The sequence below is a fragment of the Paenarthrobacter sp. NPDC092416 genome (assembly GCF_044755025.1).
In the GTDB taxonomy this organism is placed as follows: Bacteria; Actinomycetota; Actinomycetes; order Actinomycetales; family Micrococcaceae; genus Arthrobacter.
In genome coordinates, this window is record NZ_JBIVQG010000002.1 from 135,913 (window position 1) to 148,375 (window position 12,463).

The window sequence follows — 12,463 nt, forward strand, 5'->3', positions numbered from 1 at the left end:
CGGTCCTGGACTCCCGCTCCACCACTCCAGATTGGATATCCCCCATGCCAACCTTCACCATCGGCGAGCAGGACTTCATGCTTGACGGTCAGCCCCACCGCATCCTCTCCGGCGCCCTGCATTACTTCCGCGTCCATCCGGATCAGTGGGCGGACCGGATCCGGAAGGCCAGGCAAATGGGGCTCAATACGATCGAAACGTACGTTCCCTGGAACGCCCATGCTCCGTCACCAGGCGTCTTCGACACCTCAGGCGGCTTGGACCTGGGACGATTCCTGGATCTGGTCGCCGCGGAGGGCATGCACGCGATCGTCCGCCCCGGGCCGTACATCTGTGCGGAATGGGATAACGGCGGTCTGCCGGCTTGGCTGTTCGATCGGGGTGCAGCGGCCATCCGGGCCGATGACCCGGTCTACATGGCGGCCCTCACCGAGTATCTTGAGCAGCTGGCACCAATCCTCGTTCCCCGTCAGGTGGACGCCGGCGGTCCAATCATCCTGATCCAGATTGAGAACGAGTACGGTGCCTACGGCGCCGACCGTTTTTACCTTGAGAAGCTCGTGAAGGTTAACCGCGAAATCGGGTTGACCGTGCCGTTTACCACCGTTGACCAGCCCCAGGACGACATGCTGGCAAACGGAAGCCTGCCGGAATTGCACAAGACGGGCTCATTCGGTTCCCGCTCGGCAGAACGGCTTGAAACACTTCGCCGCCACCAGCCCACGGGCCCCCTGATGTGCTCTGAATTCTGGGTGGGTTGGTTCGATCACTGGGGGGCGCACCACCACACCACCACCGTGGAGCAATCCGCCAACGATCTCGATGTGCTGCTGAGCTTGGGCGCGTCAGTCAACGTCTACATGTTCCATGGCGGCACCAACTTTGGGCTCACGAACGGTGCGAACGACAAGGGTGTCTATCAGCCCATCGTTACGAGCTATGACTATGACGCACCTTTGGACGAGGCAGGCAATCCGACTCCGAAGTACTGGGCCTTCCGCGACGTCATTTCCAAATACACAAAGCTCGACGACGACGACGTGCCGGCACCGGCGCAGCTCGGGTCCGAGCTGACCGTTGCGTTGACGCGTTCGCTTCCGCTCTGGGATTGCCTGGACCGACTTGGGAAGTGGACATCACACGAGGGGCTGCGCTCCCACGACGACCTCGGCCACTACTCAGGCTTCACTCTGTACCGAAGCCGCCTCCAAACCTCCGGCACAGCCGTACTGGACTTTGACGAGGTCCGGGATCGGGCGCAGGTTTTCCTTGACCGGCAACCGGTGGGAATCCTGTCCCGTGACCACCATGAAACGTCGCTGGCTTTGCCGGGCGATGCCAGCGGAACGTTGGAGATCCTGGTGGAGGATCAGGGACGTGTGAACTACGGGCCCCGGCTAGGGGAGGAGAAGGGCCTGATCGGTGCAGCGCGGGTCAACGGCGAGCTCCTGTGGGATTGGGATGTACTGCCGCTGGCGCTGGACGACATCGTTGCTGTCAGCGCAGCCCTCGAAGAGGAAGTCCCGGTGCCTGATTCGCCGGTTTCCGGACCCGTATTCGCCCAGGGAAACTTTGACCACCCGGGTGGTGGCGATGTCTTCCTGTCCACCAAGGGCTGGACCAAGGGCCTGGTGTGGATCAACGGCTTCTGCCTGGGCCGCTACTGGTCCCGTGGCCCGCAAGCCACTCTTTACGTTCCCGGCCCACTCCTGCGAAAGCAAGGCAACACCATCACGGTGCTTGAACTGCAGGCAGCCACTACAGCTTCTGTTTCGTTCGTTGCCGCCCACGATCTGGGCCATACGGAGTTCTGACTATGACGCTGACCAATACCCCGACGGCAGGAATTGCTGCGCCAACAGGGCAGCAGTTCAGGATCACTGCGGAATCTGAACCGGGCGGCCATGCGGTCTCGGCCGTCATCACGGAGCTTGGTGGCACCGTCCGCAGCCTGACAGTAGATGGCGAACCCCTGATCGAGGAATTCCCCGAGCTCGGTCTCCCCAAGCACTGTGAGGGCGAGATCCTCATTCCCTGGCCCAACAGGGTCCGGGATGGGCGATGGTCGCACGCGGGGAAAGACCTCCAGTTGGCCATCAATGAGCCTGAGCGGTGCAATGCCATTCACGGCCTGGTCAAGTACCGGCCGCACCAGGTGGTTCGCCGGTCCGCCACCGAGCTGACTCTTCACGTACGGATCTACCCCAGCGATGGCTACCCTTTCGCCTTGGACGTAGAGACGACGTATTCCGTGTCAGCCCAAGGACTGAAGGTAACGCATGCCCTGACCAACAAGTCGGACCAGCCTGCCCCTGCTGCCATCGGTTCCCATCCGTACATACGGGTGGGTGCGACGCCTATGCAGGACGTCTCACTGACCGTCAACGCGGCATCCTACGTGGTGGTGGATGAGCGGTTGAATCCCGTTGGCACTTCGCCGGTATCCGGGACGCCCATGGATCTTGCCGCAGGGCCCAAAGTGGGCTGGCTCCAACTGGACACAGCCTTCCTGGACCTCACCCCTGCGCCGGACGGGATGTACCGGCACATCCTGGAAGCGCCCAACGGAGACACCGTGGAGGTCTGGGGTGATGCGAACTACCAATATGCGCAGGTGTACACCACCACCTCGTATCCGTCCGGGGGGCACCGGACCGCAGTGGCTGTGGAACCCATGACCGCGCTTCCCAATGCCTTCAACTCCGGGGAGGGGCTGCGGTGGCTTGAACCGGGGGAGGAATGGCTCTCATCCTGGGGGATTTCACATCATTTCAGCCAGGCACATGGCACCCAAGTCAGAGGAGAAAAGTAATATGGCGTGGCTTGTAACGGGAGGAGCCGGATACATCGGCTCACATGTAGCGATTGCCCTCATGGAGGACGGTCACGATGTTGTAGTCCTTGACGACGTGTCGAGTGGGCGGCGGGACTTCGTGCCTGCCGGGGCCGTTCTGGAGGTGGGCTCCCTGATGGACCCCGCGTTCCTGGCTGACGTCTTTGCCCGTCATGAACTGGCCGGTGTGATCCATTTGGCCGGATTCAAATACGCTGGCGTCTCCGTTGAATGGCCGCTGCACACCTATTCCCAGAACGTCACGGGTACCGGGAATTTGCTGGCAGCCATGGAAGCGGCATCCGTGACCGCGCTCGTGTTTTCTTCCAGTGCCGCGGTCTACGGAAACACCGCGGCTGAATTCGTCACCGAGACCACCCCCACCAGCCCTGAGTCTCCCTACGGGGAGTCCAAACTCATTGGGGAATGGCTCATTGCCGACCAAGCCCGGGCGACCGGCTTGCGGCACACCTCCCTGCGCTACTTCAATGTTGTTGGCTCCGGCAGCCCCGACATTCGTGACACGAGCCCCCACAACCTCTTCCCGCTGGTGTTCCAAGCGCTCAAGGAAGGGCTGACCCCCAAGGTCTTCGGGACCACCTATCCCACGCCCGATGGCAGCTGTGTCCGGGACTACGTCCACGTCTCCGATGTCGCCGCAGCCCACGTGGCCGCGGCCCGCAAGCTTCAGGACGGTGTTGAGCTGGAGCCTGTCTACAACCTGGGTAGTGGCTCCGGCGTTTCCGTGCGCCAGATCATGACAGAAATGGCTGCGGTCACCGGCATACCGTTCACTCCGCAAATCTGCGCTGCCCGGCCCGGCGACCCGGCCAGGATCGTGGCCTCCGGTGAACTGGCGCGCCGGGATATCGACTGGGAGCCCAGGCATTCACTCCGGGACATGATCTCAAGTGCCTGGTCGGCTGCCGGGACCGAAGCCACATCAACCCCCTAGCGGACCCAACACCGCACAGCGCCAAGGCGCCCCCTTCAAGGAGAATCATGATCGAAGCACCCGAGCTGCTGGCAACCATCACAGCCATCAGCAAAACCACTTTGGAAGACAACCTCAACGCCGCGGTCCGGGAAGCGGAGCAGCGTGCCCGCGCCGAGGGCCGCCGGGGAATCCTTGTGACCAAGGTTGACCACTCGCGCGTCACCGTGGAGCTGTCCCCGGATGTGCCCTACGGCTACACGTATGAGAAGCGGGACATCTGACGGTGAATATCAACCACTACTTTGCCGTGACGGCAGCCAGTCGGAGCGGGCTTGCCGTCCCTCGGGGCTAAGGCCTTGACATCAGCGCCTAATCGCGGTTGTGTTTACGTAAACGTGCGGAATGTTCACGTGAACATGCCTCTTCAGAGGACGGACTAACAGTGTCGAATGTTGGATTGCGCCCAAAGACGGCCGCGATAAGGAGCCAACGCGTCAGCGAGCGTTCTGCAGCGCCCCGGCGTTTCCACGGCCGCTTTCGTTCCGCTGATTTGGCCAGGATACTGCTCGCGTTCGTCCTGGTGGCCTTTAGTTTGGCGCTCGGCTTCACGCCGGGTTGGGCATCGGAAATCAACGGCTCCGACAACATCAAGCTGAACGTGGAGATTGCTCCGCTGAGCCAGTGCCACGGCATGTGTGGTCCTGACGGACTGCCTGTCACGGGCATGGACCCTTTGGGAGCCCTCATTGCTGCGGGGCTCTGTGGTGGAACAGGAGTGCTCCTCCTGTTCATCGGGAGGGAGCGCCCCGCTACCCGGCGCGGTGAAACAAGCAGCTAATGCTCTCCAGCGCATCGCTGGATGGAAAGGCACCAAACATGACATCGACATTGTGGTCAAAGTCTTCATGGCGAACCGGTTCCGGCCTCGCTGTCGGCATTATCGCTGCCGTCATAGCGTCCGGGGTCGCAGTCCCGGCAAACGCCGCACCTGATCCGGGTAATGCTGCATCACTGCTGTCAACAAGGACAGTGGGGTACGGAGCCGAGGAACGGGTGGTCGGCGATCCCTCCACCATGGCCCAGCACAACGCCAACCGCACAGTGGTTGACGTCACCACGTTCGGAGCTGATCCGAGTGGTACCCGGGACTCCGCGGAGGCAATCAACGCCGCCGTCGAGTACGCCAAGTCACTCGGTACACCCACCACGCTGGTGTTTCCCTGCGGGACGTATGACATTTATCCGGAGAAAACCCCTAAACGCGAACTCTACGTGTCCAATACAACGGGCGCAGACACCGGCTACGCCGTCAAGAACATCGGCGTACTGGTCGAGGGGATGAACGACGTCATAGTCGACGGTCAAGGGTCGGTCCTGCGGCAGCATGGCAAGCAAACCCAGTTCGCTTCCATCAAATCCACCAATGTCACGTTCAAGAACTTCTCCACGGACTGGGTGGCCCCCGGAACAGTCGACCTGACCGTCTTGGGCACAGGTGTTTCCGAAGGTGCGGGATACCGCGACATCCAGGTCCCGCCCGGGACCCGCTACCAACTCAACGGATCCACCGCTACGTTCCTTGGTGAGGCGAGCCCCTACACCGGCCAGCCGTACTGGACCCAGGGTCCGGACGTGAGCTGGAACGGATTCAATCAGGTCCGCAATCTCGCGACAGGGGAGACGCACCGGTCCTCCACACCCATCTGGGATGGGGCCACTGGCATCTCGGAGCTCGGCAACAACCGGCTCCGGATCAGTTACGGGGGGCGTCCCGATCCTGGCGGTGCTGGAAACGTCTATGAGATGCGCCAATCCACACGGGACACGCCCGGCGCTTTCGTATGGGAGAGCGAGAACACCGACCTCGTCGACCTGAACCTGCACTATCTGCACGGCTTCGGTATCGTGTCCCAGCTGACACGCAATGTAACCGTCGACGGCGTGCGCTTCCACAGTGCCGACGGCACCTGGCGTCAGACCGCAGGTTTCGCTGACTTCATCCAGATGTCGGGCGTCGCCGGCAAGGTGCAGGTGATCAACAGCCTCTTTGACAACCCGCATGATGACCCCATTAACGTCCATGGCACCTATGTTCAGGTGAAGAGTGTGGATCGGGGAGCCAACAAGGTGACACTCCGCTACATGCACGGGGAGACTGCCGGGTTCCCCCAGTTCCATGTGGGCGACAGCCTCCGGTTTGTTGAGCGCTCCACGATGCTGCCCACGGGCCAGAGCGAACTCAGAGTCGCTGCCGTGGAGGGGCCTTCGGGCCAGGACCACAACCAGAACCTCACAGAGATGACGTTGACACTCCAGGATCCGATCCCAGCCGGGGTGGGCGTTGACTCGCACGTCGCTGAGAACCTCACGTACACGCCGGAAGTCCTTATCGCCGGCAATACCTTCGAGTCAGTGCCGACGCGCGGCGTCCTTGTCACCACTCCGAAACCTGTGCTTATTGAACGCAACCACTTCGACCAAATGACCATGGCAAGCATCTACGTCTCTGGCGATGCCCGTTCCTGGTACGAGTCCAGTGGTGCCCAGGGCTTGGTGATCCGTGGAAACATTTTTGACCGACCCGCCACCACGAGCCCGGTGATCTTCTTCGATCCCACCAACGAGTGGTCCGTGCCAGGGCTGACTGTGCACAACGACGTCTCCATCGAGGGCAACCGGTTCAACCTGCTGCCGGGCACCGAGGTACTGCGTGCGCGCTCGGTATCGGATGTGAAATTCACCGGCAACGCCGTGCTCCACTACGGACCAACCACCGCACCGGATCCTTCGGCGGCGTCGAGCACAGCCCTCTTCCGATTCGACGGCAGCCAGAGGATCAATCTCACCGACAACCAGTACGACGTCGGGTTCAACGTCCGGGCTGATACCGGGGACATGAGCTCCTCCGAGATTTCCGGTACGGACGGGGTTGGTATCAACACTGACAACCGTCTGCCAGTCCCGGGCGCGGTGCTGGCTTCCGGATTCTCATGGGTACGGGAGGACACCTCCCGGTGGGGCGCGGTTGCTGCGGATACCGTTCGGCTGACGTCCGGCCAGAATGGCCTCTGGGCCAACCAGAACGCGGCCGTCAACGTCCTGCTGCGCGACAGCGGGGCAACTACACCCACTGAGGCCGTAGTGAAGCTCAGCGGGGCAACAAAGAGCAGCTACGAAGAAGCCGGCCTGGTGTTCTACGTGAACGACGACAACTATGTTGCACTGCACCGCAAACACGCCGGCGGTTCACCGGTGATTGCACTCGTGACTGAAACCAACCAGAACCCCAACGAAAACACACAGGTAGCGGCACCGCCCAGCGCAGACATATGGCTCAAAGTCACGCGCAGCGCCGGATCTTTCACCGGCAGCTACTCCACAGACGGGACAACCTACACGTCCATTGGCACCATCACGAACACCGGGGTGGCTGAAGGAGCTGCACGCGCAGGAGTCATGGCCGCTGGCTCATCTGATCACGCTACGTCGTTCGAATTGGCCGGATTCTCGGTGAACGGGACAGCTGCACCCTTCTTCAGCTCCGTTCCCCCGGCCCCCGCTCCGGCGGCAGCGGCGTCCGTGGCGTGGACCGGTGTGAACGTGGGTAATGCAGTGGCTCCGCGCTCCTGGTTCGCTGTCGCAAGTTCGGATGTCACCGCGGTAAGCGCCACGATCACACCCGGGGAAGCCAACACCGAAGTCCGTGCCACAGTGAATGGCAAACCGGCTTCGACCAACGGCGGCCGCCTCGACGTGACCCTGGCTGCCGGCCCCAATATCGTCGAACTCCAGACGCTCACACCCGACGGAAATGGACAGACCTACCGTTGGGCCATCGTGTCTCTGGCCGCTGGCGTCGCCGTTCAGCCCGCTAGTGGCTGCCAAACGGTAGCGCTGACGGGAGTCGCGCTGGACCACGCTCCGGTGGTCGGTCAACCAGTCACCGTGAACGCTTCCGTCGCACCGGCCTCGGCACAGCTCACCTACGGTTGGCTCGTGGACGGGGAGGCCGTGGCCGGGGCCACCGGAAGGTCATTCACGCCTTCGCCCGAGCACTCGGGCCGATCCCTGCAGGCGAGGGTAACGGCGTCGGCGGGAGGATTCACGCCCGCTGTGGTGACCACCACCGCCGTCGTAGTCGCTCCGGCACCCGGTCTGGCTGTTACCGCAACTGCCGATACGCGTTGCATTGCCGGCAAGGTGATCGTCACCGTGAAGGCCACGAACAATTCGCCCACAGCTGTGGGAATCCAGCTTCAGTCCGCATTCGGTGAGAAGACGTTCGCCTCTGTCGCGGCGGGAAAGAACGCCACGCACGCGTTCAGCACGAGGCAGGTCTCGGTGGCTGCCGGTACCGTGACGGTGGTTGCGACCGCTTCCACGGGCGCCCCCACCACGCTGACCGTCCCCTATTCCGCGACGGTGTGCGGCTAAGTATTTACTGGAAGAACCAAAAAGGCTGGTTGCCCGATCCATTGGATCGGGCAACCAGCCATTCTTTGTTCGATCAGCTGCAGGTAGCGCTTGCGAACGGCAACTTGGCCGAGTAGGTCACGGCTCCGGCTACGCTCCCGGTGACGGTTACTTCACCAGCCCCAATGAAAGCCGCGCGGCTGTTGAACGCCGACGTTGCGAATTTACCCGGTTGCACAGCTGCGAACGTCTTCGATCCGTAGGGTGACTGCACCGCGATATCAACGGGGCGATCACCAGCGTTCTTCACCGAGACTGTCACGTAGACCTTGTTCCCAACGCAGCGGGTGGTCACCTGCGTCTCAAGACCGGCGCCGGACCACTCAACGTCGCGGATCGGTTGCCATGTCCATCCAGCCAGCGCCGGCATGTTTCCGGCCGGTTTGCTGATGCCGTTGATTGCGTCGTCCCATGCGTCGATTTGGACCACCAGGTCTGCCCGGGCCGCTGCGTCGAGGCGTGCCAAGTCGATCGTCCATGACTCGCCGTGGTACAGGTCGTTGGTTACTGTGGCGCCGGCGCCGAGGAGCGACGCCCGTCCGCCCTGGTAGTCGAGAGCAAGGCGGGCCTCCACCAAGCCGGCCAAGGACTCTTCGGCAACGTTGATGCGCCATTTGCCACCGTTCTCAGCGGTAACCGTTGGTGCAGCCACGGAAGCGTCCAAGCGTGCTTGGAACCCGGCGAACGGAGCGCCGCCAGGCACAGCCGTCCATCTGCCCGAGGGGAGAAGCCCCGCAGAAGGGAACACCGCTACGGTGCAAGTACCGCCAGCCAGGCCGGAGAACCGCAGCTGCGGTTTCAGGCCCGTGATTTGGCCGCCTGAGGTGACAACAAGCCGGGACTTTCCGTCGATCTTGGCAACCATGGCGTTGAGTGATTCCGCTTCGGTCAGCAGGATGAGACGTGCCGCCGGTGTTCCGTTGGTGCCGCGAACGATGACGGAGCTGCGCTGGTCTGCTGAAACCTTGACAAGGAGCTGACCTCCTACGACCTGGCGTTCGGTGGTGCCGATTTCATCGTCAACCACGGTATCGGCGGCAAACGCCAGTGTCCGGGTGGTCCAGCTTGGTACCCAGTAGATCCACGTGGGCAGGTCGTCGCCGTCGAGCTTTGCCAACGGCTCCACTGTGGCCCACCGCAGGGTGACGCCGTTGAGGTCCGTCATGAAGGGGAAGAAGTTGTACTTGTTGACCGGCATGGTGCTGGATGTCAGAGGCAGAGATACCGTTTCAGCGGAGGTCTGGACCTCGATCTGCAGCCGGGGCTGGGGGGTCATGGTGACGTTGCGCTGAGTGTTGTTGACGAACACGAACCCGCGCCCATTGGCGTCGAACCGTCCGATGAACCGAGGCCGCCACGTGACAGTTGGATCCAGGATCTGGCCGGGGTCCCGGGAAACCCGGGTCTTGACGAGCTCGTCGGCGCACGAGTCGAGGAAAGTGTGCAGCCGACGGTATTGTGCGTAGGATTCCCGCGTCTGGCCGAACTCGCCGATGGGAGCCTGGAAATCATAGGTCAACGGCCAGCTGTCCGACAGACCCTGAACCTGGGTCCCGCCGTGGAACATGTAGTAGCCCAAGTAATTCGAGCCCCGGCCGACACTGTCGTATGCCTGCCCCACGACGTACTTTGCCTCCACAAGGAATCGGTCATTGCCCTTCATCGGGCTGCCGGTGCCAAGTTCGCAGTATCCCCGGGGGTAGTCGAGAGTGTCGTATCGGGCTCCGCCGATGTCAGTGTTTGCCGTCCATTCGTCGGTGCCGAAAACATAGCCCGATACAGGTCCCGTTCCTCCGCCCCACTCCCAGCCACGATAACTGTAGGAACCTTGCAAGGGGATCGCCACGTTGTCATCGAAGTTCGAGTTGGCGGTCACGGTGTAGAACGGTGCAACAATTCCGTGGGCTTCGCACATCTGGCGCAGCCGGGTGATGTGCGCGGGGTCGCCCTGAGCGAATTCGTTCTCAAGCTGGATGCCAACGATCGGCCCCCCATCCTTAACCCAGAGGCCAGTGAGCTGTTGGGCGATTTGGGCGAAGTAGGCGTCGACTTTGGCCAGGTATCCAGCGTCGTTACTGCGGGCACCATTCAAGGCGAACGAAGGAATTCCGCCGTTGTTGGTCTCGGCGTTGACGTAGGGTCCAACGCGGAGCCAAAGCTGGAGCCCCTGGCGCTGGGCGGCCTCTACGAATGCCCGAATGTTCCTTTTGCCGGACCAATCCCACGTGCCCTGAGTTGTCTCGTGGTGGTTCCAAAAGACGTAGGTGGCCACGATGGAGACACCTGCGGCCCGGAGCTTGCCCAACTCCCGTTCCCACTTGGTTTCCGGATACCGGACGTAGTGGAACTCTCCGCTGATCGGATACCAGGGCTGCCCATCGCGGGACCACCCGTTTTTGGTCACCGCGTAGGCAACGCCCGCTGCCACGCTGCCCGCATTGGGAACGGGATCGTCAGTGCGGTTCTCGACGACCCGCGAATCAAGCACGAACGGCCCCGCTGAGCCGGGCGGCCCTTCAAGGGCCCACCGCTGGCTGGCGTGGCCGTTATCTGCACGGATGATGATTTCCGCACCATCACTGGTGGAATCTCCGGCCACCGTGAGCAGCGTGTTGCTCGCCCGGTTCCTGATGGTTACCCGACCGTCCGGGGCGGTCTCTATGCGCCATTGCTGGCTCGGTGAGCCGGAAGCGGCCCATTGGACCACACGGGTTCCGTCTGCGGTGGCACCATTCTGGAGATCCAGGAGCTTGCCGGAATTGTAGGACGCAATGGTGGCCCACCCGTCTTCCTGGACCGAGAAGATCCACTTTTGGTTATCGGTCCCGCTGCTGGGCCACTGGATGACCTGGGCGCCGTCATGGGTTTGTCGGCCGTAAACGTCCAGAACGTCACTACTGTTCAGATTGCTCGCCGTAGAGGGGCCCAGCGGTGGGATTGCGTCAACGCCGTCGGCGGCGAAGGCATTGTTCGGGGCTACGCTCTGTTGGGCTGCGGATAGGACGACCAAAGCCGAACCTACGCCGAAGAGTCTGAGGACTCCGCGTCGGGTGATGTTTTGAGTCGCGCCGGGGATTATTGCGCGGGTTCGGGGATCTAGATGCACCATTGCTCTCTCGTCTCATGTCATGCCTGGTCTGTGCCCGGCACAGGGTGTGGAGTGAGTGCCGCCCGCCCATTTCATACGGAACGGCGATCCATGTTTAGGTAAACATTTGGAGTCAATGTCCTCCGATTGCGCCCATATGTCAAGGGTTGGCGAACATGTTCCGCGCGGACGGGTGAACGTTGGCCCGCACCCTTGCAGGATGCCGGAAACGCGTGTAAGTTTACGTAAACATTCTTGAAAACTTTTGCATAGTGAGCCTTACCCACAGGCCGTTTCGCGTGCGCAAGGGGGCGCACCGGCGGCTTGCTCACCCAACCTGAAGCCACCCGAATATTCGGGCGCGGGCGGGTGAATTTTCGCCGACCTGGATTCCGTAAAACGAGCACGGCGTCCGCCCTGGCGCCATCTATTACGCGACACCCGGATAAGAAACTTTTCGCATCCCGAAGCAAGGAGCAAGACGATGAGCAAAGCGAGCCTAATCGCGCGAATCTCGGCGGCTGCCGTTGGCACGGCACTACTGGCCGGCGTTGCCGGAGCCGCAATGGCTGAAGAAAACCACGGGGACCAAGACGTCGACCTGAACGTTGCGATCGCCCAAATCGACGAGCCTGGAATTCTGGCAATGAGCGTGGCAGGCACCACGGCCACACTGACTGAAACCGGCTCCACCCCAACCGTCCGCCAGTTCACAGGTTCGCTGCCGACAGTAACCGTGACTGATACGCGACTGCCGGATCAGATCCCGGCTGGAGCTGGCTGGTACGTCATTGGTTCGTCGACCGACTTCACCGGAGCCGCAGGTCAGCCGGCGATCGGAGCCGGCCACCTGGGATGGGCTCCCTCGCTGATCGACGGCGGTGAATCGGGCCAGGTTGCCGAGGGCGACGTGGTAGAGACAGTCATGGATTCGGGTCCCGACGCAGTAGGCCTGGTGGACAAGGAACTGCTTGCACTGGCCTTGGACTCTGCCGCGATTGCTCCTGAAGGCCAATGGACCGCGACCGCGGGACTGTTCCTGCGCACGCCAGCTACCGTCGCGCCCGGCAACTACACCGCAAACCTGACGTTGTCGCTCTTCGAATAATCGCTCTTTTGGTCCGGCACCCTG

At 62.1% G+C, this 12,463-nt stretch carries 8 protein-coding genes; 7 read left to right on the forward strand and 1 reads right to left on the reverse strand.

The window, feature by feature from the left end:
* Positions 1-44: 44 nt before the first annotated feature.
* The 6 genes from ACIQC5_RS04825 (at position 45) to ACIQC5_RS04850 (ending at position 8,204) form a co-directional block, all read left to right on the forward strand.
* Positions 45-1,814, forward strand: coding sequence for a beta-galactosidase family protein (locus ACIQC5_RS04825; protein ID WP_400278891.1), 1,770 nt, complete (start codon positions 45-47; stop codon positions 1,812-1,814).
* A 2-nt stretch (positions 1,815-1,816) separates the two neighbouring features.
* Entirely contained in the window at positions 1,817-2,812 is a 996-nt protein-coding gene (locus ACIQC5_RS04830) for an aldose 1-epimerase family protein (RefSeq protein ID WP_400278893.1), read from the forward strand.
* Position 2,813: 1 nt separating this feature from the next.
* Positions 2,814-3,788, forward strand: coding sequence for a UDP-glucose 4-epimerase GalE (galE, locus tag ACIQC5_RS04835; RefSeq protein ID WP_400278895.1), 975 nt, complete (start codon positions 2,814-2,816; stop codon positions 3,786-3,788).
* A 47-nt stretch (positions 3,789-3,835) separates the two neighbouring features.
* Positions 3,836-4,051 carry a hypothetical protein gene (locus ACIQC5_RS04840; protein WP_400278897.1) on the forward strand — a complete coding sequence of 72 codons (216 nt, stop codon included), beginning with the start codon at positions 3,836-3,838 and terminating at the stop codon, positions 4,049-4,051.
* A gap of 176 nt (positions 4,052-4,227) precedes the next feature.
* The gene (locus ACIQC5_RS04845) at positions 4,228-4,608 is read left to right on the forward strand and encodes a hypothetical protein (RefSeq protein ID WP_400278899.1); all 381 of its coding nucleotides are present in this window, start codon (positions 4,228-4,230) and stop codon (positions 4,606-4,608) included.
* A 38-nt stretch (positions 4,609-4,646) separates the two neighbouring features.
* Positions 4,647-8,204, forward strand: coding sequence for a DUF1349 domain-containing protein (locus ACIQC5_RS04850; protein ID WP_400278901.1), 3,558 nt, complete (start codon positions 4,647-4,649; stop codon positions 8,202-8,204).
* A 73-nt stretch (positions 8,205-8,277) separates the two neighbouring features.
* On the opposite strand, the gene ACIQC5_RS04855 is transcribed toward ACIQC5_RS04850, so the two are convergent.
* The gene (locus ACIQC5_RS04855) at positions 8,278-11,253 is read right to left on the reverse strand and encodes a beta-galactosidase (RefSeq protein WP_400278903.1); all 2,976 of its coding nucleotides are present in this window, start codon (positions 11,251-11,253) and stop codon (positions 8,278-8,280) included.
* 562 nt (positions 11,254-11,815) lie between these two features.
* Here ACIQC5_RS04855 and ACIQC5_RS04860 point away from each other — a divergent pair.
* The gene (locus tag ACIQC5_RS04860; protein ID WP_400278905.1) at positions 11,816-12,439 is read left to right on the forward strand and encodes a hypothetical protein; all 624 of its coding nucleotides are present in this window, start codon (positions 11,816-11,818) and stop codon (positions 12,437-12,439) included.
* The last annotated feature ends 24 nt before the right edge of the window (positions 12,440-12,463 follow it).